Source organism: Streptomyces sp. AK010 (assembly GCF_014207295.1).
Taxonomy (GTDB): domain Bacteria; phylum Actinomycetota; class Actinomycetes; order Streptomycetales; family Streptomycetaceae; genus Streptomyces; species Streptomyces massasporeus.
Genome location: NZ_JACHCX010000002.1, coordinates 293802 through 312734 on the forward strand (window position 1 = coordinate 293802; position 18933 = coordinate 312734).

At 73.2% G+C, this 18933-nt stretch carries 16 protein-coding genes; 9 read left to right on the forward strand and 7 right to left on the reverse strand.

Annotation, left to right across the window (positions count from 1 at the left end; all coding sequences use genetic code 11):
• Nucleotide 1: 1 nt before the first annotated feature.
• Nucleotides 2-1171 (reverse strand): thiolase C-terminal domain-containing protein, encoded by a 1170-nt coding sequence (locus HDC93_RS04610; RefSeq protein ID WP_185007399.1) that lies wholly within the window; start codon nt 1169-1171, stop codon nt 2-4.
• A 104-nt stretch (nt 1172-1275) separates the two neighbouring features.
• Here HDC93_RS04610 and HDC93_RS04615 point away from each other — a divergent pair, with 104 nt between their 5' ends.
• Together HDC93_RS04615 and HDC93_RS04620 are read left to right on the forward strand one after the other, a co-directional pair.
• Nucleotides 1276-2544: an acyl-CoA dehydrogenase family protein gene (locus tag HDC93_RS04615; RefSeq protein WP_185007401.1), complete on the forward strand. Its 1269-nt coding sequence runs from the start codon at nt 1276-1278 to the stop codon at nt 2542-2544.
• Entirely contained in the window at nt 2541-3011 is a 471-nt protein-coding gene (locus HDC93_RS04620; RefSeq protein ID WP_185007403.1) for a nitroreductase family deazaflavin-dependent oxidoreductase, read from the forward strand. Before HDC93_RS04615 ends, HDC93_RS04620 begins: the two co-directional genes overlap by 4 nt.
• Before the next feature lie 94 nt (nt 3012-3105).
• On the opposite strand, the gene HDC93_RS04625 is transcribed toward HDC93_RS04620, so the two are convergent.
• Nucleotides 3106-3741: a TetR family transcriptional regulator gene (locus HDC93_RS04625; RefSeq protein WP_185007934.1), complete on the reverse strand. Its 636-nt coding sequence runs from the start codon at nt 3739-3741 to the stop codon at nt 3106-3108.
• A 134-nt stretch (nt 3742-3875) separates the two neighbouring features.
• Here HDC93_RS04625 and HDC93_RS04630 point away from each other — a divergent pair, with 134 nt between their 5' ends.
• The 3 genes from HDC93_RS04630 (at nt 3876) to HDC93_RS04640 (ending at nt 7987) form a co-directional block, all read left to right on the forward strand.
• The gene (locus HDC93_RS04630) at nt 3876-4601 is read left to right on the forward strand and encodes a VOC family protein (protein ID WP_185007405.1); all 726 of its coding nucleotides are present in this window, start codon (nt 3876-3878) and stop codon (nt 4599-4601) included.
• A 193-nt stretch (nt 4602-4794) separates the two neighbouring features.
• Complete coding sequence (locus tag HDC93_RS04635) at nt 4795-7206, forward strand: serine/threonine-protein kinase (RefSeq protein WP_311774486.1); 2412 nt, start codon at nt 4795-4797, stop codon at nt 7204-7206.
• Nucleotides 7207-7375: 169 nt separating this feature from the next.
• Nucleotides 7376-7987: a hypothetical protein gene (locus tag HDC93_RS04640; RefSeq protein WP_185007407.1), complete on the forward strand. Its 612-nt coding sequence runs from the start codon at nt 7376-7378 to the stop codon at nt 7985-7987.
• A 12-nt stretch (nt 7988-7999) separates the two neighbouring features.
• Here the strand turns inward: HDC93_RS04640 and HDC93_RS04645 are convergent, their stop codons facing one another.
• The 4 genes from HDC93_RS04645 to HDC93_RS04660 are packed head-to-tail and all read right to left on the reverse strand — an operon-like array spanning nt 8000 to nt 11356.
• Complete coding sequence (locus tag HDC93_RS04645) at nt 8000-8950, reverse strand: alpha/beta fold hydrolase (protein WP_185007409.1); 951 nt, start codon at nt 8948-8950, stop codon at nt 8000-8002.
• A 48-nt stretch (nt 8951-8998) separates the two neighbouring features.
• On the reverse strand, nt 8999-9775 hold the full coding sequence (locus HDC93_RS04650; RefSeq protein ID WP_185007411.1) for an enoyl-CoA hydratase/isomerase family protein: 777 nt from the start codon (nt 9773-9775) through the stop codon (nt 8999-9001).
• Entirely contained in the window at nt 9772-10185 is a 414-nt protein-coding gene (locus HDC93_RS04655; RefSeq protein ID WP_185007413.1) for a Zn-ribbon domain-containing OB-fold protein, read from the reverse strand. Before HDC93_RS04655 ends, HDC93_RS04650 begins: the two co-directional genes overlap by 4 nt.
• Nucleotides 10186-10195: 10 nt before the next feature.
• The gene (locus tag HDC93_RS04660) at nt 10196-11356 is read right to left on the reverse strand and encodes a lipid-transfer protein (RefSeq protein WP_185007415.1); all 1161 of its coding nucleotides are present in this window, start codon (nt 11354-11356) and stop codon (nt 10196-10198) included.
• Between the two features lie 97 nt (nt 11357-11453).
• Between HDC93_RS04660 and HDC93_RS04665 the strand changes: the two genes are divergently transcribed.
• Nucleotides 11454-13085 (forward strand): FadD3 family acyl-CoA ligase, encoded by a 1632-nt coding sequence (locus tag HDC93_RS04665; protein ID WP_185007416.1) that lies wholly within the window; start codon nt 11454-11456, stop codon nt 13083-13085.
• Here HDC93_RS04665 and HDC93_RS04670 read toward each other — a convergent pair.
• Nucleotides 13051-13977 carry an SMP-30/gluconolactonase/LRE family protein gene (locus tag HDC93_RS04670; protein WP_185007419.1) on the reverse strand — a complete coding sequence of 309 codons (927 nt, stop codon included), beginning with the start codon at nt 13975-13977 and terminating at the stop codon, nt 13051-13053. The genes HDC93_RS04665 and HDC93_RS04670 overlap by 35 nt on opposite strands.
• Nucleotides 13978-14296: 319 nt before the next feature.
• Between HDC93_RS04670 and HDC93_RS04675 the strand changes: the two genes are divergently transcribed.
• The 3 genes from HDC93_RS04675 (at nt 14297) to HDC93_RS04685 (ending at nt 18813) form a co-directional block, all read left to right on the forward strand.
• Entirely contained in the window at nt 14297-17347 is a 3051-nt protein-coding gene (locus HDC93_RS04675; RefSeq protein ID WP_185007421.1) for a BTAD domain-containing putative transcriptional regulator, read from the forward strand.
• A 219-nt stretch (nt 17348-17566) separates the two neighbouring features.
• Nucleotides 17567-17743, forward strand: a complete 177-nt coding sequence (locus tag HDC93_RS04680) for a hypothetical protein (protein WP_185007423.1) — start codon at nt 17567-17569, stop codon at nt 17741-17743.
• A gap of 143 nt (nt 17744-17886) precedes the next feature.
• Complete coding sequence (locus HDC93_RS04685; protein ID WP_185007425.1) at nt 17887-18813, forward strand: hypothetical protein; 927 nt, start codon at nt 17887-17889, stop codon at nt 18811-18813.
• Nucleotides 18814-18933: the final 120 nt, after the last annotated feature.

Sequence of the window (18933 nt, forward strand, 5' to 3'; positions counted from 1 at the left end):
CTCACCCCACCCCCAGCACCACCGTCCCCGACGAGCAGAACCAGCCCCCCGTCCCCGACGCCACCGCCAGTCGCGGCGGCGAGTCGTCGCGCCGCCGCACCTGCCGTTCCCCGCACTCCCCGCGCAGTTGCCGTACCGCCTCCACCAGCAGGAACAGCCCCCGCATCCCGGGATGCTGGGCCGACAGAGCGCCCCCGTCGGTGTTCACCGGCAGCTCACCGCCCTCGACCCGCAGCCGCCCCTTCTCCACGAACGCCCCGCCCTCGCCCTTGCCGCAGAAGCCGAGGTCCTCCAGCGTCACCAGCGTCATGTAGGTGAACGCGTCGTAGATCTCGGCGACCTCGATCTCCGCCGGCCGCACGCCCGCCCGCTCGAACGCCAGCCGCCCGCTCACCGCCGCCGGTGACACCGTGAAGTCCGGCCACTCGGACATCGCCGCGTGCGACACGGACTCCCCGCTCCCCAGCACCCACACCGGCGATGTACGGCAGTCCCGTACGTACTCCTCGGCCACCAGCAGCACGGCGGCCCCGCCGTCGGAACGGACGCAGCAGTGCAGCTTGGTGAAGGGGTCCGCGATCATCGGCCCGGACAGCACCGCGTCGACCGTGATCGGTGTGCGGAACATCGCCTCCGGGTTGAGGGCCGCGTTGGCCCGGGCCTGCACCGCCACCTCCGCCAGCTGCTCGATCGTCGTGCCGTACTCGATCATGTGGCGGCGGGCCGCCATGGCGTACTTGGCGATCAGGGTGTGGCCGTACGGGACCTCGAACTGCATCGGGCCCCGTGTGCCGAAGGACAGTGTTCCGGTGCGGCGGCCGGCCCTGACGTCCGCCCGGGCCGTCGAACCGTAGACGAGCAGCACCGCGCGGGCGTGCCCGGCCGCGATCGCGTCCGCCGCGTGCGCCGCCATGACCTCCCACGTGGAGCCGCCCACGGAGGTGGAGTCGACCCAGGTGGGGCGCAGACCCAGGTACTCGGCGACCTCGACGGGCGCCAGTGTGCCGAGGCCCGCCGAGGCGAAGCCGTCGACCAGCGACCGGTCCAGGCCCGCGTCCGCCAGGGCCCGGCGGGCCGCCTGGGCGTGCAGTGCGTACGGGGTCGCGTCGTCCACACGGCCGCAGTCCGAGAGGGCCACGCCGACGACGGCCACTTTCCTCCGCGCCACCATAAATCTGACGGTACATCAGATTTCTGTGGACGCGGCAGGGCTCTGGGCTTCCCTGTTCCGCCGCCCTAATATGACGCACCGTCAGATGCGGAGAGAGGTGCCTCATGGACGCCCGCTTCACCGACGAACAGGACGAGATCCGCCGCACCCTGCGCGAGCTGCTCGGCAAGCGGTGCGGTCCGGAAGAGCTGCGGGCCGCCGTCGACACCCCGGCCGGACACGACCCCGCCCTGTGGACCACCCTCGCCGAGCAACTCGGCCTGCCCGGACTGGCCCTCCCCGAGACCTACGGCGGTGTCGGCTGTACGGTGACCGAACTGGCCCTGGCCTGCGAGGAGACGGGCCGCACCCTCGCCCCCACCCCGCTGCTCGCCACCGCCGTCCTCGCCGCCCCGCTGCTGCTCGCCCTCGGCACCGACGCCCAGCGCGCCGCACTCCTGCCCCGCATCGCCTCCGGCGGACTCACCGCCGCCCTCGCCGTACCGGGGCCCGCCCTCGCCACCGCCCTCGCGCTCACCGGCCACGACCGGCACGGGGCGTGGGCCGGCGGAGGGCGGGCCGGGGGCGTCCAGGCCCGGCGGGCCGAGGGCGGCTGGCAGCTGTACGGGCAGGTCGACCAGGTCCTCGACGGGCACAGCGCCCGGTTGCTCGTGGTCGCTGCGCACACCGGGGGGTACGCCCGCTCCCGCGTCCTGCTCTTCCTGGTGCGCGGTGACGCCACCGGGCTCACCCGCGTACGGCAGACCGCGCTGGACGCCACCCGCCCGCAGGGCCGGATCCAACTGCGCCACGTACCCGCCGAGTTGCTGGGCGACGAAACCGCCGACGCCCTCTCCGCCCTCGCGCGGCTCGGCGACACCGCTGCCGCCTGCCTCGCCACCGAGGCCGTGGGGGCGGCCGGCCGGGTGCTGGAGCGGACCGTCGAGTACGTCGGGCAGCGCGAGCAGTTCGGGCGTCCGGTCGGCTCCTTCCAGGCGGTCAAGCACCGGCTGGCCGACGCGTACGTCCAGGTCCAGGCGGCCCGCTCGGCGGCGTACTACGCGGCCTGGGAGGCCGCCACGGAAGCCACCGCACCCACAAGTGCCACCACCACCGCAACGACGGGCGCGACCGCCGCCACAACCGCAAGCGGGGCCGCGACCGCCCGCGAGGAGACGGCCGGCGCTCTCGCCCTCGCCCAGGCGCTCGAGGCGCTGCGCCGCGCCGCCGCCGAGGGGATCCAGCTGCACGGCGGCATCGGCTTCACCTGGGAGCACGAGGCTCACCTGTATTTCAAGCGTGCCGCGGGCGACGAGCTGCTGTTCGGGCCGGTGCACCGGCTGCGGGCGCACGCGGCCGACGCGGCACACGTCTTCGAGGAGGCCGGCACATGAGGGGTGCGCGTGTGGTGCAGAAGGTGTCGTCGACCAGGGGCTTCGCCCGCGTGGCACCGCACGTGGTGCCCGCCCTGGACCGTGCCGTCCACCGGCTCACCAGGGGAAAGGTGCTGCTCAGCGCGCAACTGCTCCCCGGGGTGGTGCTGACCTCGACCGGGGCGCGGAGCGGACTGCCCCGCCGTACCCCCCTGGCCTGCATGCCCGAGGACGGCGGGCGCGGCTGGATCCTCGTCGGGTCCAACTTCGGGCGGCCCGGGCACCCCGCCTGGAGTCACAACCTGTTCGCGCATCCCGACGCGGAGATCAGCTGGAAGGGCCGGGACGTCCCGGTCACGGCCCGGCTGCTGGCCGGGGAGGAGCGGGCGGCGGCCTGGCAGGCGCTGCTGCGGTTCTGGCCGCCGTACGCGGCGTACCAGGCGCGGGTGGAGCGGGAGATCCGGGTGTTCCGGCTGGTGCGGCGGTAGCGCGGACGCGGAGAGCGCGACAGGCGGTGGTCCACCCGGGTGGACCACCGCCTGCCAGACAGGACGTGGGGAGGTAAGAGGCTGTCGCGCCGCGCTATCTCGTCGGCTTCCGGCCGGTGACGCCCAGGTGTACCAACAGGGCGAGGTTCGGTTTCAGTTCGGCCTGCTTCACGCCCCAGGAGGAGAAGCCCTTCTGGTGGGAGGCGACGGCCGCGAGCATCGCGACCAGCGAACCGGCGACGGCCGCCGGGTTCACGTCCTTGTCGACCCTGCCCTTGGCCTGGAGCTCGGCGACGGCGTCCGCCAGGGAGTTGTTCACCGAGTTGAGGATCTTCATCCGGAGTTTGTAGAAGCGCTTGTCGCCCTCGGCGGCACCGAGATCGACGACCCGGAGGATGGCGTCGTTCCTGCGCCAGAACTCCAGGAAGCCGTCGACGAGTTCCTGCGCCGTCTGCCAGCCGGCCTTGCCGGCCCAGGAGCGGCCCTCCAGGAGCTCCGTCAACGCGGCGCCCTCGGTGGCCATTTGCTCGGCGATCTCCAGGACGGCGCCCTCGACGTCCGGGAAGTACTGGTAGAAGGTCGCGGGCGAAGTGCCCGCTTTCCGGGCGACATCGATGACTTTGACGTCCCGGTACGGGGAGGAGCTGAGCATCTCGCTGAGGCAGTCGAGCAGCTTCTGCCGGGTCGCCTGCCCACGTCGGCCGGCCACGCGGCCGTCGACGGTACGCACTTGTCCTGTCATGCCGTCAGCTTACCGAGGCGTGATCGGGGCGCGATTCGGCCGACTGCAAATGGGGTGCGGGAGAGTTCCGAGGCTGGTGTGCCTGGTCTGCGGGGTGCGGCAGTCGCGGTTACGTTGGCGGCATGGCCGAAAACAGGGCATCGGTATACGTAGAGGGCGTCCCCTGCTGGGTGGACGCCCAGCTTCGCGACGTCGAGGCGGGCAAGCGGTTCTACGGTGAACTTTTCGGGTGGACCTTCGAGGACGAGTGGTTCGGCTCCTTCACCGAGGCGCTGAAGGACGGCGAACCGGTGGCCGCCCTGGTCCGCAAGGTGGACGGGCGGCTGCCCACCGTCTGGACGGTGTACTTCGCGACCCCGGACGCCCCGGCCCTGGCCCGGCGCATCCGGGACGCGGGCGGGCAGATCGTCTCGGCGCCGGTGCCGGCCGGGGACCTGGGCGTCACCGCGCTCGTCACCGACCCGGAGGGCGCCGTCTTCGCCCTGTGGCAGCCGGAGGAGCACCCCGGCTTCGGCAAGCGGCACGAACCGGGCACCTTCGCCTGGGCCGAGCTGTACGCCCGGGACACCGAGGCGGCCAACACCTTCTACGGTGACCTCTTCCGGGAGGCCCTGTTCGGGCCGGACGCCGAACCCGATTTCGGCCGCGCCCCCGTCTTGGACGTGTACCCGGCCGAGATGCCGCCCCACTTCCTCGTGCATTTCGCCGTCGAGGACGTGGCGGCCGCGCTGGAGGACGTGACGCGGCTCGGCGGCCGGGTCCAGGTGCCGCCTTTCGAGACGTCGTACGGCGAGGTCGCCGTGGTCACGGACAATCAGGGGGCGTCCTTCGCGCTGCTGCACCGCTGACCAGGCATGATTTGATCAGCGTTTGATCTCTTCTGTATTGAGACATCCCAATTGTCACCGGGTTCGCAACCGGGGCTCCGGCCAGGAAGAATCAGGGTGCGTGCCGCCATGGCGGTGCGGTGGTGAGACGCTGCACGAAGGTCGCGTGGAACATGTGGCTTGGCGCGGCTCGTACGGGGAGGTGGCAGGCAGAGTGGTGGATCAGCTGACGCAGCACGATCCGCGGCGGATCGGGCCGTTCGAGGTGCTGGGACGGCTGGGTGCCGGCGGCATGGGGCTGGTCTATCTCGCGCGTTCGGCGTCCGGCCGGCGCGTGGCGATCAAGACCGTCCGGACGGAGCTCGCCGAGGACCAGCTGTTCCGGGTCCGCTTCACGCGTGAGGTGGAGGCGGCCCGCGCCGTCTCCGGCTTCTACACGGCCGCGGTCGTGGACGCCGACCCGCGCGCCGCCGTGCCGTGGCTGGCCACCGCGTACGTCCCCGCGCCCTCCCTCGAGGAGATAGTGAACGACTGCGGCCCGATGCCGGCCCAGGCGGTGCGCTGGCTGGCGGCGGGCGTGGCCGAGGCGCTCCAGTCCATCCACGGCGCGGGCCTGGTGCACCGGGACCTCAAGCCGTCGAACGTCCTCGTCGTCGAGGACGGCCCCCGGGTGATCGACTTCGGTATCGCGTCGGGCGTGTCGAACACGCGTTTGACGATGACGAACGTCGCCGTCGGCACCCCCGCCTACATGTCGCCCGAGCAGGCCAAGGACTCCCGCAGCGTCACCGGCGCCAGCGACGTCTTCTCCCTCGGCTCGATGCTGGTCTTCGCCGCCACCGGGCACCCGCCGTTCCACGGCGCCAACCCGGTCGAGACGGTCTTCATGCTGCTGCGCGAGGGCCCGGACCTGGAAGGCCTCCCGGACGAACTGCGTCCGCTCATCGAGTCCTGTATGCAGATGGACGCGACGGCCCGCCCCAACCCGGCCGACCTCCAGTCCCAGCTGGCCCCCCACCTCTTCGGCTCCGGCTCCGACGACAGCGGCACGGCCTCCGCGTGGCTGCCCGAGCGGGCCGTGAGCCTGATCGAGTCCCGCCGCAACGGCCGCCCGGCCGGCAAGCCCGCCCCCGGCGCGGGCCGCAGCGGCGGTGGACGCCCCGCCCCCGGCCTCGCGAACATCCCGCCCCCGCCCTCGCACGACCCCGTCGTCCCCGTGCCCGCGCCCTCCCCCAGGCTCTCGGCTTCGCTCGAGCCGGGAGGTGCCCCCATCGGCCCCGACACCGGCCCGGTCCGCCTCGCCGGCGCCCCGGTGCCCATCGGCCCGGGCCCGCGCGTCGCCGACGTGCGGGCCGCCGCCGTCGCGGCGCCCCGGCCGGAGGCCGCCCTCGCCGCCTCCTGGTCCAAGCCCCGCCCCGGCGTCAACGGCACGGACCCCGCCGTCGGCCCCGCGGTCACCACCCCTCCGGCCCCGGCCGCGCCGCCGGAGCAGGCCGGGGGCTGGCGGCCCTGGCGCTTCCGCATGTCCAACGACGTCTGGGGCACGCCCTCGGTCGCCGACGACCTCGTCTACGTCACCTCCTTCGAGGTGCACGCCCTGGACGTCGCCACCGGCCGCCGCCGCTTCAAGACCCGGGAGGTCGCGTGGTCCATGGCGGTCGCGGACGGCCGTATCCACGCCTCCGACGGGCCCACGCTCTTCGCCCTGGACGCCCGTGAGGGCGCCGACCTGTGGCGGCTGCAGACGGACGCCTGGGTCTACACGCTCCAGGCCGCCCGCGGCACCGTCGTCACCGGCACCCGCGGCGGCGGCGTCCAGGGCTGGGAGGCCTCCGGCGGCCAGAAGCTCTGGGAGATCACCGGCTGCCAGTCCGACTTCGAGTCCCCCGAGGCCGGGCCCGCCCTGCGCGACGGCACGGTCTACGTGTGGCAGGACGCCCGGCTGCGCGCCCTGGACGCCCGCACCGGCGAGGAGCGCTGGTCGTACCCGATCGGCGACGCGGCCTCCTGCGGCGGCGTGCCGATCCGGCTCACCCAGGCCACCGACGGCTACGTCTACGTCTGCGCCGGCACCCGCGTCCTCGCCCTGGACGTGGCCGCCGGGCACGTGAAGTGGCACTTCGAGGCCCCGGCCGTGTTCCTCTGCCCGCCCACCTTCGTCCCCGGCCCGGCCGTCACCGGCGGCGGCATCTACCTCGCCGACTACCTCGGCACGGTCTACGCCCTCGACGCCACCGACGGCCGCGACCGCTGGCGCATCGCCACCGAGTCCCGTGCCTCCGTCGACCCTGTGCTGGTCGCGGCCGGACATGTCCACGTGGGCAGCGGCAAGGGCCTCTACACCCTCGACGCGGTCACCGGCACGCCCAAGTGGCGCTTCCAGGCGGGCGGCGACATCGTGGGCGCCCCCTCGGTGGCCGAGGGCCGGATCCACTTCGGTTCCACCGACCACCTGCTCTACACCCTGAAGGCCGACGACGGCCGGCTGCGCTGGAAGCTCGCCACCGGCGGCGAGATCACCGGCTCCCCGGTCGTCCGGGACGGGGTGGTGTACGCGTGCAGCAAGGACCGCTGTGTGTACGCACTGGACGCGGAGAAGGGCACGGGCACGGCGCGCACCGCCTGACCCGGCCCGGGACGGCCGTCGTACCGGTCCGCGGAAGGGGCTCCAGACGGCGGCCGTCGCTTGCCGGGAAGCGGTCTGTTCACCGCTTCCACCCACGACGCTACGCCGGGGACGTGCCGGTCGCCACGCAGTGACATGACCGTGACAGGAGATCACTAGGCTCTCCGCCATGCAGACACGGGGGCGCAGGGTCAGGTTCACGGCGGTGCTGGTCCTGGTGGTGCTGGCACTGACCGGTTTCTCCTCCGGCCGGGGCCGCGGCGGCAGTCACGGTCACGGCGGTGGAGGCGGCGGCGGGTGCAGCAGCTCCAGCCAGGACCACGACCGTTCGAGGTCGTCGACGTCGAGCGGCATCTCGTACGGCTCCGGCGGTTCGAGCGGCGGGTCCCACGGCTCCGACGACGATGACCACGGCAGCAGCGGCGGCGGCAGCTCCTCCACCCGCAGGCCGGACTACGGCTCCACCCCGACGTCCTCCTCCTCCTCCGGCTCCGGCAGCCGCAAGGCGCTGGAGGACGGCACGGCGCGGCTGGTGAGCTGCGCGACCTCCGCCCGGCCGTACGCGACCGTCGAGGTGAGCAACCCCAACGGCCGCAAGGCCGGCTTCTCCGTCTCGGTCACCTTCGAGGACGCCCAGGGCATCACCGTCGTCAGCCGCTACGGGGACGTCACGGTTCCCGCGAACGGCAGGGCCACCGTCGACGTCCGGGTGGGCGGCTCGGGCCTGGTGGACTCGGTCGACCACTGCGAGGTCGACCGCCAGGCCCTGGTCGACGACTGACGGAACCGGGGCTCAGCCCCGCAGCTCCGTAAGGAAGTCGATCAGCGCCTCGTTCACCTCGGCGGGCCGCTCCTGCTGCGTCCAGTGGCCGCAGCCCGGCAGCACGAGCGGCTTGCGGCGCAGGTCCGGCATCAACTCCGGCAGCCGCTCGATCAGTTCGGGCGTGCCCGGGAAGGCCGGGACCAGGTCCCGGTCGCCGTACACGTACAGCGAGGGCGGGGAGACGACCGCGCCCTGCCAGGGGGCGGTCAGCTCCCAGTTGCGGTCCAGGTTGCGGTACCAGTTGAGCGCGCCGGTGAAGCCCGGCTCGAAGCTCTCGGTGAGCACGTCGAGGTCCCCCTCGGTCAGCCACTCCGGCAGCACTTCGGGGTTCGGCGCGTCCGTGAGCCAGCCGCGCTCCAGGTCGACCAGGGCCTGCTCGGGGCGCCCGGCGTCCGGCGCGTCACCGGAGGCGGAGTACAGCAGCTTGCGCAGGGTCGTGCGGGTGTCGGCGGCGAACTCGGCCTCCGCGACGCCGGGCCGGTTGAAGTAGTTCCAGTAGAAGCGGCCCTCGAACCGCTCCTGCATGGTCCGAAGCGGGGGCCGGGTCCCGCGGAACGGCGGCGGCACGCTCAGCCCCGCCACCCCGCGCACCACGTCCGGCCTCAGCAGCGCGGTGTGCCAGGCCACCGGCGCCCCCCAGTCGTGCCCGACGACGAACGCCCGCTCCTCGCCCAGCGCGTGGATCAGCCCGACCACGTCCCCCACCAGGTGGAGGATGCTGTAGGCGGTCACGTCCTCGGGGCGGTCGCTGCCGCCGTACCCACGCTGGTCGGGCGCGACCACCCGGAAACCGGCCTCGGCCAGCGGACCGAACTGGTGCCGCCAGGAGTGCCAGGACTCCGGGAATCCGTGCAGCAGCACCACGAGCGGGCCCTCGCCCTGCTCCGCGATGTGCAGCTGTATGCCATTGACGTCGATCATCCGATGCTCAACCACCCCCCGAGCATACGCATGTATGAGGAAACGACTTTACTCGCGCAACCGGTACTCCCGTGACCGCATCCCGAACAACCGGGCCTGCCGCTCGCCCGCCGCGTTCCCGAGTGCGATGAGGTGCGGCGCCTGCGCGACCCCCTGCGAGCGCCCCGCCTCGCTCGCGGCCCACAGCGCCCGCACGGTTCCCTGCACGGCCTCGGTCGGATACCCGGCGAGAACCGCGGCGCACGAGGTCGCCGCGCCCAGGGCCTCGCCCTCCGCCACGAGTTCCGACACCAGCCCGACCTCGTACGCCCGCCGGGCCGAGATGCGTTCCGCCGTCCCCATCAACGCCATCCGCGCGACCTCCCCGTACGGCATGCGCTGTGCCATCAGGACGGACTCGTAGGCGCTGACCATGCCGTAGGTGGTGTGCGGGTCGAAGAAGGTGGCGGTGGTGTCCGCGACGAGGAACTCGGCCTCGCCCAGCAGGTAGAAGGCGCCGCCGCAGGCCATGCCGCGCACGGCGGCGACGACCGGTTTCCACAGGTCGTTCGCCTTGGGGCCGATGCCGAGCAGCGGATCGTCCTGCGCGTAGGGCGAGTTCGGCTGCGGGACGACGGCGTCCCGGTCGATGCCGGTGCAGAAGGCACGTTCACCGGCCCCGGTGAGGACGATCGCCCGCACGGCGTCGTCGAACCGCAAGTCGTGCCAGGTGGCGGCCAGTTCGTCGGCCATGGCGAGGTCGACGGCGTTGAGCCGCTCGGGCCGGTTCAGCGTCACCACGGCGACCCCGCTGTCCCTCTCGGCCCGCACGAGCACGCTGCTCATGGCCGCTCCGGAACCCACTGGGGAAGGCCGTCGTGGAAGACGGCCCGCACCCGGGCGCCGATGCGCACGCTCTGCGGCGGGAAGGCGCCGAGCGGCTGCCCGGCCCCCGCGACCAGGTTGCCCACCAGCCGGATGCGAGGCGCCTCGTCCAGTTCGACGACGATCACGTTGTACGGCGCCTGCGCCGCGTAGTCGGGCAGCAGCGGCGGATGGGCGACGACGTACGACCAGACCCGGCCCCGGCCCGACACCGCACGCCACTCGCTCTGGAAGGACTGGCAGTGCGGGCAGCAGGGCCGGGGCGGGAAGCGGAGCTCCCCGCAGTCGCCGCAGGCCTGGACGCGGAGTTCACCCTGCGCGGCGTACTCCCAGAAGGGCGCGCCGTCGGTGTCGGGGACGGGACGCAGCATGAGCGGCTCCTCAACTCCTGAGCAGCAGGGCGGAGGTCGGGACCCCTTCCCCGGCGGTGACCAGACAGGCGGAGGCTCCCGGCACCTGCGCGGTACTGGTCCCGCGCAGCTGCCTGACCCCTTCGTTGATGAGGTTGAAGCCGTGCACATAGGCCTCGGACAGCCCGCCCCCGCCGGTGTTCACCGGCAGCAGTCCGCCGGTCTCCAGCGCCCCGCCCTCGGTGAACGCCCCGCCCTCACCGCGCCCGCAGAAGCCGTAGCCCTCCAGGGAGAGCAGGACCAGGGGCGTGAAGGCGTCGTAGATCTGGGCGACGTCCACGTCCTCGGGGACCAGGTCGGAGTGTTTCCACAGGTGCCGGGCGGCGCTCCAGGCGGGGCCGGTGAGGGGGTCGTCGTTCCAGTAGTTGACCATGCCGTGGTGCTGGGCGGGGAGCGACTGGGCGACGGAATGGACGTAGACGGGTCTGCGCCGGCAGTCGCGGGCGCGCTCGGCACAGACCACGACGCACGCCAGCGCCCCGTCCGTCTCCAGGCAGTTGTCGAACAGGCACAGCGGCTCGCTGATCCAGCGGGAGGTCATGTACATCTCGCGGGTCAGGGGACGGTCGTACATGATCGCGGCGGGGTTCTGGTTGGCCCGGTTGCGGCAGGCCAGGGCGACGTTGAACAGGTGGTCGCGGGTGGCGCCGTACTCGTGCATGTAGCGGCGGGTGAGCATCGCGATCTCGTCGGCGGGCCTCAGCAGCCCGTAGGGGCGGGTCCACTGGGCCGGGGTCGGGAGCTGGACGGCGGTGTTGGTCCAGGGCCGCGGACCGCTGCCCCGCTTGCGGGACCGCCAGGCGACCCCGACGCTCGCCTGCCCGGCCGTGATGGCGGCGGCGAGATGGGCGACGGTGGCGCACGAACCTCCGCCGCCGAAGCCGACCTTGCTGAAGAAGGTGAGGTCGCCGAAGCCGCAGGCCTTGGCCAGCTCCACCTCGTCCGTCTCCTCCATGGTGTAGGAGGCGAGGGCGTCGACCTCGCCGGGCGCGATCCCGGCGTCGTCGAGAGCGGCCAGGACGGCCCGGCAGGCCAGGGTGCGTTCGTCCTCCGGCAGCCGCTTGGCGAAGGGCGTCTGGCCTATGCCGACGAGAGCGGTGGCGTCCTTGAGGCCTCCCGATCCTGCTGCCATGTTGCGCGCACCTCCGGGGCCGAACAGTCGCTGACAGGCCGTCAGGTTACAGATAATCTGACGGGTAGTCAGCTCCTATGGCGTGGGGAGGCGTGCTGTGCGAGCGGATACGGCATGGGAAAGCGTTCCGGACCTGGTCAGGGCGGCGGCCGAGCGCTACGCGGACGTAGAGGCGGTCGTCGAGGGCCGAACCCGCGTCACCTACGCGGAACTCGGCGCACGCGTGGAGCGCGCGGCGGCGGCCTGCCTGGCCACCGGCGTCGAGCCGGGCGACCGGGTCGCCGTCTGGGCCCCCAACTCCCTCGACTGGATCGTCGCGGCCCTGGGCGCGGTGTCGGCGGGCGCGGTGCTCGTGCCGCTGAACACCCGGTTCAAGGGCGCCGAAGCCGCGGACGTGCTGCGCCGCAGCGGCGCCCGACTGCTGTTCGTGACGGGCACGTTCCTCGGAACGTCGTACGTGGCGTCCCTGCGCAGGGCCGCCGGAGACGGCCCGGGCACCGGCCCCCTGCCCGGGCTGCCCGCCCTGAAGCACGCGGTCGTCCTCTCGGAGGACGCCCCGGCCGACTTCCTGACCTGGAAGGACTTCCTGGCCGGCGGGGAGGGGGTGGGAACGGCGGACGTACGCGACAGGTCCGCGGCCGTACGGGGGACCTGGCCCTCGGACATCATCTTCACCTCGGGCACCACCGGCCGCCCCAAGGGCGCGGTCATCACCCACGACCAGACGCTGCGCGCCTACGACATCTGGGGCGATCTCGCGGGCCTCACCCGGGGCGACCGCTATCTGATCGTCAACCCCTTCTTCCACACCTTCGGCTACAAGGCCGGGGTGATCGCCTGCCTCATGCGGGGCGCGACGATGATCCCCCAGCCGGTGTTCAGCGTGAACACGGTCCTGGCCAACATCGCCGCCGAGCGGGTCTCCGTACTCCCCGGCCCCCCGACCCTCCTCCAGTCCCTCCTGGACCACCCCGCACGCGACGCCCACGACCTCTCGGCCCTCCGCCTCGTGGTGACGGGAGCGGCGGTCGTGCCGCTGCGCCTGGTGGAACGCCTGCGCACCGAACTCGGCATCGGCACGGTCCTCACCGCCTACGGCCTCTCCGAGGCGAGCGGCATCGTCACGATGTGCCGGCGCGGCGACGACCCGACGGTCATCGCGTCCACGTCGGGCCGCGCCGTCCCCGGCACCCGGGTCCGGGTCGTGGACCCCGAGGACCGGCCCCTGGAACCCGGCCTGCCCGGCGAGGTCCTGGTGCGCGGCTTCAACGTCATGTCCGGCTACTACGAGGACGAGCAGGCCACCGCCGAGGTGCTGACCCCCGACGGCTGGCTGCGCACCGGCGACATCGGCGTCCTGGACGCGGCGGGAAACCTGCGCATCACCGACCGCCTCAAGGACATGTTCATCGTCGGCGGCTTCAACGCCTACCCCGCCGAGATAGAGCAGCTGCTGGGCCTGCACCCGGACGTGGCCGACGTGGCGGTGATCGGCGTACCGGACGCCCGGCTCGGCGAGGTCGGCCGGGCCTACGTCGTACGGCGCCCCGGCGCCCTGCTGACCGCCGACGACCTGATCGCCTGGTCCCGCAGGGAGATGGCGAACTACAAGGTCCCGAGAAGCGTCGAGTTCGTCGCCGAACTGCCCCGCAACGCGAGCGGGAAGGTCGTGAAGGGCGCCCTGCGGGACCGGGTCACCGGCCGAGCGGCAGGGCCGGCGTGCCGGTGACCGACATCATCAGGGAGTACAGGGTGGTGTCGGCGGCGATGAACAGGCGGTTGCGCCGGGGCCCGCCGAACCGCACGTTGGCGACGGTGCCGGGCACCAGGATGCGGCCCAGGAGCGTGCCGTCGGGGTCGTAGCAGTGCACGCCCCCGTCCATGGCGGCGGCCCAGAGACGCCCCTCGTCGTCGAACCGGATGTTGTCGAAGGTGCCCCGCGCGCACGCGGTGAACACCTCGCCCCCGGAGAGCGAGATCCCGTCCTCGCCCACGTCGAAGACGCGGATGTGGTTGGCCACGCTGTCGGACACGAACAGCCGCCGCTCGTCCGGCGAGAAGACCAGCCCGTTGGGCCCCTGGAACCCGTCGGCGACCAGCCGCACCTCGCCGCTCGCGGGGTCGACCCGGTAGACGTTGCGGGCACCGATCTCGCTCTCGGCGCGATGCCCCTCGTAGTCGGTGGCGATCCCGAACTCGGGGTCGGAGAACCACACCGACCCGTCCGACCTCACCACGGCGTCGTTCGGGCTGTTGAGCCGCCTGCCCCGGAACCGCTCGGCGAGCACGGTGACCGAGCCGTCGTGCTCGGTCCTGGTCACCCGCCGATTGCCCTGCTCGCAGGTGACGAGACGGCCCTGGACGTCCAGGGTGCTGCCGTTCGGGTACCCGGCGGGGGAGCGGAAGACCCCGACGGCCCCGGTGGTCTCGTCCCACCGCAGCAGCCGGTCGTTGGGGATGTCGCTCCACACGAGGTACCGCCCGGCGGGTACGTACACGGGCCCCTCGGCCCACCGGCACCCCTCGTAAAGGGCCTCCAGCCGCGAGTCCCCCGCCTGGCACCGCCCCGTCCGGAACCGCTCGTCGAGGGTCTCGTAGAGATGGGGCTGCTCGCCGGGCATGGGGGGCCGCCTTCGGTCGGGAACCTGAACCGCCACCTACTATCGCTTGCCACCCCCGGATGCACCCCGCGACACCAGGAGTCAACTGGAGCAGTTGGGCGGTGCCCTCGTTTCCTGACCTGGGCCGGAGCCCCGTCGATGCGCCCAAACGCTCCAACTCCCCCCTCGTAAGCGGGCCCTGACCACTCACGTGAGGAGAGAGTGTGCAGACTTGGTGGACTCCCGTGTGCCGCCCTGTGATCGGTGTCTCCCACGGCTGACGTATCCCCCGTCAACAAGGCAAACTGGCGTGGTTGCTCAGGATGTCTAGGGGGACTGCATGGACGGTGTACCGGACGGTGTGCCGCGCGTACCGGAGCAGCGGCGTCCCGACTCCACGCCGGCGCCGTCGGAGCCGTCGGCGACGCCCGGGGCGGAGCGGCCGGCGGAGACCGCCGCTCTGCGCTTCAGCGTGCTCGGGCCCGTGCGCGCCTGGCGCGGTGACGAGCCGGTCACCACCGGGTCCCCCCAGCAACGTGCCCTGCTCGCCGCCCTGCTGCTGCGCGAGGGCCGCACCGCCACGGCCGCGGAGCTGATCGACGCCCTGTGGGGCGAGGAACCGCCCTCGCAGGCGCTGGCGGCGGTACGGACGTACGCCTCCCGCCTGCGCAAGGTGCTGGACCCGGGCGGCGAGGCCCGCCGGTCCGGCGGCACCGCGGCCACCGCCGTCCTGGTCAGCGAGTCCGGCGGCTACGCGGTCCGCGACCTGGCCGAGGAGGCCCTGGATCTCACCGTCGCCCAGGACCTGGCGACCGAGGCGGAGAAGGCCCGCTCCGCGGGCGACCTCTGCCACGCCCGCGAGACCCTGCGCCGCGCCCTCGCCCTGTGGGACGGGGAGACCCTGGCCGCAGTGCCGGGCCCGTACGCGGAGACCCAGCGCGTCCGGCTGGAGGAGTGGCGGCTCCAACTCGTCGAATCGCGCTTGGACATGGACCTGGAGCAGGGCTGCCACGCCGAAGCGGTCTCGGAGCTCACGGCCCTCACCGCGGCCCATCCGCTCCGGGAGCGGCTGCGGGAGCTGCTGATGCTGGCGCTCTACCGCAGCGGCCGCCAGGCCGAGGCACTGGCCGTCTACGCCGACACCCGCCGCCTGCTCGCCGACGAACTCGGCGTGGACCCGCGCCCCGGCCTGAGCGAGCTGCAGCAGCGGATCCTCCAGGCGGACCCCGGGCTGGCGGAGCCCTCCTCCCCGGCGCCCGAGCCGGCCGCCGTCCCGGTCCGGCCGGCACAACTGCCCGCGACCGTGCCGGACTTCACCGGCCGCTGCGGTTTCGTGCGGGAGCTCGGCGACATCCTGGCCTCCGCCGAGGGCCGGGTCATGGCGGTCTCGGCCCTGGCCGGCATCGGCGGCGTCGGCAAGACGACCCTGGCGGTGCACGTGGCGCACCAGGCGCGCGCGGCCTTCCCGGACGGGCAGCTGTACGTCGACCTCCAGGGGGCGGGGGCCCGGGCGGCGGAGCCGGAGACGGTCCTGGGCTCCTTCCTGCGCGCCCTCGGCACGGCCGACTCGGCGATCCCCGACTCCCTGGAGGAACGCGCGGCCCTCTACCGCTCGGTCCTCGCCGGGCGCCGGGTGCTGGTCCTGCTGGACAACGCCCGGGACGCCGCCCAGGTGCGGCCCCTGCTGCCCGGCACGGACGGCTGCGCCGCGCTGGTCACCTCCCGGGTGCGGATGCTGGACCTGGCGGGCGCCCACCTGATCGACCTCGACGTGATGTCCCCGGACGAGGCGCTGGCGCTGTTCACGAAGATCGTGGGCGAGGAGCGGGTGGCGTCCGAGCGGAAGGCCGCGCTCGACGTGGTCGCGGCCTGCGGCTTCCTGCCGCTGGCGATCCGCATCGCGGCGTCCCGGCTGGCGGCCCGCCGTACCTGGACGGTGTCGGTCCTCGCGGCGAAGCTCGCCGACGAGCGCCGCCGCCTGGACGAGCTCCAGGCCGGTGACCTGGCCGTCAAGGCGACCTTCGAGCTCGGCTACGGCCAGCTGGAACCCGCCCAGGCGCGCGCGTTCCGCCTGCTGGGCCTCGCGGACGGCCCCGACATCTCCCTGGCCGCCGCGGCGGCGGTCCTGGACCTGCCGGTGGAGGACACGGAGGACCTGCTGGAGTCCCTCGTGGACACCTCCCTCCTCGAATCGGCGGCCCCCGGCCGCTACCGCTTCCACGACCTGGTGCGGCTCTACGCGCGTGCCTGTGCGGAAAGGGACGAACTCCCCCCGAGCGAACGGGGCTCGGCGCTGTCCCGGCTGCTGGACTTCTACCTGGCGTCCGCGGCCGGGGTGTACGCGATCGAGCGGCCGGGGGACCGGCTGGTGGATCACCTGGAGCCCACGTCGTACCCGGGTCTGCGGTTCGACAACCGGCACGCGGCGCAGGACTGGCTGTACGCGGAGGCCATCTGCCTCCTCGCCTGCGTACGGCAGGCCGCGGGGCGGCCGGAGACGCTCCCCCGGGCGATCGACATGCTGTGGGCGGCGCACGACCTCTCCGAGTCGGGGGCCAACTCCAAGGAGTACGAGGCGACCGCCCTGGCGCTCGTCGGCGCGGCCCGGTCGCACGGCCTCGGCCGGGCGGAGGCCCGGGCACTGATGACGCTCGTCAACGTCCACCACGTGAGCGGCCGTTTCGAACGGGCCGAGGAGGAGGCGGAACGGGCCATCCGCCTCGCGCAGGAGTCCGACGACCTGCTCCCCGTCTGCTGGGCGCGCAACGCGCGCGGCATCATCGCGCTCTACCAGAACCGCCACGCGGACGGCGAGGAGCACCTCTCCCGGGCCATCGAGGGCTTCCGGGCCCTGGGCGACCGCCCCGGCGTGGCCGCCGCGCTCTGCAACCTCTCCCGGATCCACCTCGCGACCGGGCGCACCCAGAGCGCGGTCGCGCTGGCCCGGGAGGGCATCGACATCTACGACGCCATGGGCAACGCCCTGCGCGGGGCGAACGCCCGCTACGCCCTCGGGCTCGCCCTCACCCAGAGCGGGGAGCTGCACAGCGCCGCCGAGCGGCTCCAGGAGGCGCTGGAGGTGTTCCGGGACAGCAGGCAGCGCCTCTGGGAGGGCATGAGCCTGTTCCGGCTGGCCGAGGTGGATCTCGCCGCCCGGCGTGCGGCGCGGGCCGCCGCCAACGCCGAGATGGCCCTCACGGTCCTCCGCGGGATCGGCGGGGAGTGGCGGCGGGGCAACGTCCTCACGGTCCTCGGACGCGCGCTGAGCGGCCTCGGCCAGACCGGCCGGGCCCATGTCTGCTGGCAGGAAGCGGCCGGGATCTACGAGGAGTTGGGCTCGCCCGAGGCCGCCGAGGTGCGTGCGCTGCTGTCCCCGGTGCAGGCTGCCTGAGGCGACGGGACGGGACGTTCATCATTCGTTTATCCCCCCGCGCCATGATGGACGCAGTCGATCCGTCGCGTCGGGGGGCAGACGGGTCACCGCACGGGCCTCGCTCCGGACGTTCGGGGCGAGCGGCCCGGGTGGGTCCCGCCCGGCCACACTCGGGGGAGTGACCGGGCGGGCCCGCCGACCTCACTGCTTGATCCACGCCAAGGGGAGTTGACGATCATGGGTGACCAGCTCAAGCCGCAGGACCTGCACGCCACGGACGAGCCGCTGGAGACCAAGGATCTGCACGCCACGGACGAGGGCGCCGTCAAGACGCAGGACCTGCACGCCACGGACGAGCCGCTGGAGACCAAGGACCTGCACGCCACGTCGGAGCCGTTCAAGCCGACGAAGTAAGCCACTGTTACACGGGGTTCGGCCGCGGCGGCGCGGAGGGGGAGCCGTCGCGGCCGAGGTGTGTCCGGAACCGGGATTCCGTCGGCTGAGGAGGTTGTCCACAGGTACGGAGGCGCCCGGGCGGATTCTGCGATCTTGAGGGCATGAGGGAACGAAGGGCGCTGCGGGAGCTGGCAGAGGGGGGCGTGCTGCTCACCTGCCGCGCCCTGGAATCCGGCTGGCCCGCGCGGGGTCTCACGCGTGCTCTTCGGGCGGAGGGCTGGGGCCGGCTGCAGGCGGGCGCCTGGGCGGAACCGGGCCGGGAGGCGGACCTGTTCGTACGGCTTCGAGCCGTGCAACTCCTCAATCCCCGACTCGTCGTGAGTCACCGTTCCGCTGCCGCCTTGTGGCGGATCGAGACTCTTGCTCCGGCCACCGAGGTGCCGCTGGAGTTCATCGACCCCGCACTCACCTTCCGTGGCAAGGCCCGGGGTGTGCGGGTGCGCCGGGCCCGCCTCGACCGCGGGGACACGGCGCTGCGTCACGGTCTGCGGCTCACGAGCCCGGCACGGACCCTCGCCGACCTGCTGCGTTCCCTGCCGAGGGACGACGCGCTCGTGGCTCTGGAGTCAGGGGTGGGCTACCGGAGAGTCGGCCAGGTGCGGAGGGCGCCGCTCACCTCGCTGGACACCGTCGGGGCCGCTCTGGCTCTCCCCGGGCAAGGAGCGGCAAGAGCCCGCCGCCGGCTCGGGTTGTGCGACCCCCGGGCGGGTTCGCCGGCGGAGACCGTCGCCCGCCTGCGCATGACCGACGCCGCGCTCCGGCCCGAGAGCCAGGTCGAACTGATCACCCCGGCCGGCCGCCGTGTCGTCCTCGACTTCCTCTTCCGGTGCGAGGGGCTGGCGGTCGAGATCGAGGGGTACGCCTACCACGGCACCCGCGAGGCGCACCGTCGGGACATCTCCCGTTTCAACCAGGTCCTCCAGTGCCCCGAGGTGCGCGGCCTGCTGCGCTTCACCGCCCAGGACGTCTTCCACCACCCCGACCGGATGATCTCGGAGATCCGCGCGGCGCTGCTCGCCTCGGGGTGACGGGAGTGGAGCGGATGGGCCGGATCCGCGCGGGTGTGCCCGGGTGCGGGGAGGTGGCCGGAGCCCAAGCGCTCCAGTACCACATAGCTGACGCCCCGTCAGATCAGCGCTACCGTGAGC

What these genes read in the sequence shown, in the direction of transcription:
- HDC93_RS04670 (WP_185007419.1), bottom strand. Translation starts at nt 13,977, where the DNA reads ATGCCCGGCGAGCAGCCCCATCTCTACGAGACCCTCGACGAGCGGTTC.
- HDC93_RS04660 (WP_185007415.1), bottom strand. Translation starts at nt 11,356, where the DNA reads ATGGCAGCAGGATCGGGAGGCCTCAAGGACGCCACCGCTCTCGTCGGC.
- HDC93_RS04680 (WP_185007423.1), top strand. Translation starts at nt 17,567, where the DNA reads ATGGGTGACCAGCTCAAGCCGCAGGACCTGCACGCCACGGACGAGCCG.
- HDC93_RS04685 (WP_185007425.1), top strand. Translation starts at nt 17,887, where the DNA reads ATGAGGGAACGAAGGGCGCTGCGGGAGCTGGCAGAGGGGGGCGTGCTG.
- HDC93_RS04610 (WP_185007399.1), bottom strand. Translation starts at nt 1,171, where the DNA reads ATGGTGGCGCGGAGGAAAGTGGCCGTCGTCGGCGTGGCCCTCTCGGAC.
- HDC93_RS04675 (WP_185007421.1), top strand. Translation starts at nt 14,297, where the DNA reads ATGGACGGTGTACCGGACGGTGTGCCGCGCGTACCGGAGCAGCGGCGT.
- HDC93_RS04650 (WP_185007411.1), bottom strand. Translation starts at nt 9,775, where the DNA reads ATGAGCAGCGTGCTCGTGCGGGCCGAGAGGGACAGCGGGGTCGCCGTG.
- HDC93_RS04655 (WP_185007413.1), bottom strand. Translation starts at nt 10,185, where the DNA reads ATGCTGCGTCCCGTCCCCGACACCGACGGCGCGCCCTTCTGGGAGTAC.
- HDC93_RS04630 (WP_185007405.1), top strand. Translation starts at nt 3,876, where the DNA reads ATGGCCGAAAACAGGGCATCGGTATACGTAGAGGGCGTCCCCTGCTGG.
- HDC93_RS04645 (WP_185007409.1), bottom strand. Translation starts at nt 8,950, where the DNA reads ATGATCGACGTCAATGGCATACAGCTGCACATCGCGGAGCAGGGCGAG.
- HDC93_RS04620 (WP_185007403.1), top strand. Translation starts at nt 2,541, where the DNA reads ATGAGGGGTGCGCGTGTGGTGCAGAAGGTGTCGTCGACCAGGGGCTTC.
- HDC93_RS04640 (WP_185007407.1), top strand. Translation starts at nt 7,376, where the DNA reads ATGCAGACACGGGGGCGCAGGGTCAGGTTCACGGCGGTGCTGGTCCTG.
- HDC93_RS04615 (WP_185007401.1), top strand. Translation starts at nt 1,276, where the DNA reads ATGGACGCCCGCTTCACCGACGAACAGGACGAGATCCGCCGCACCCTG.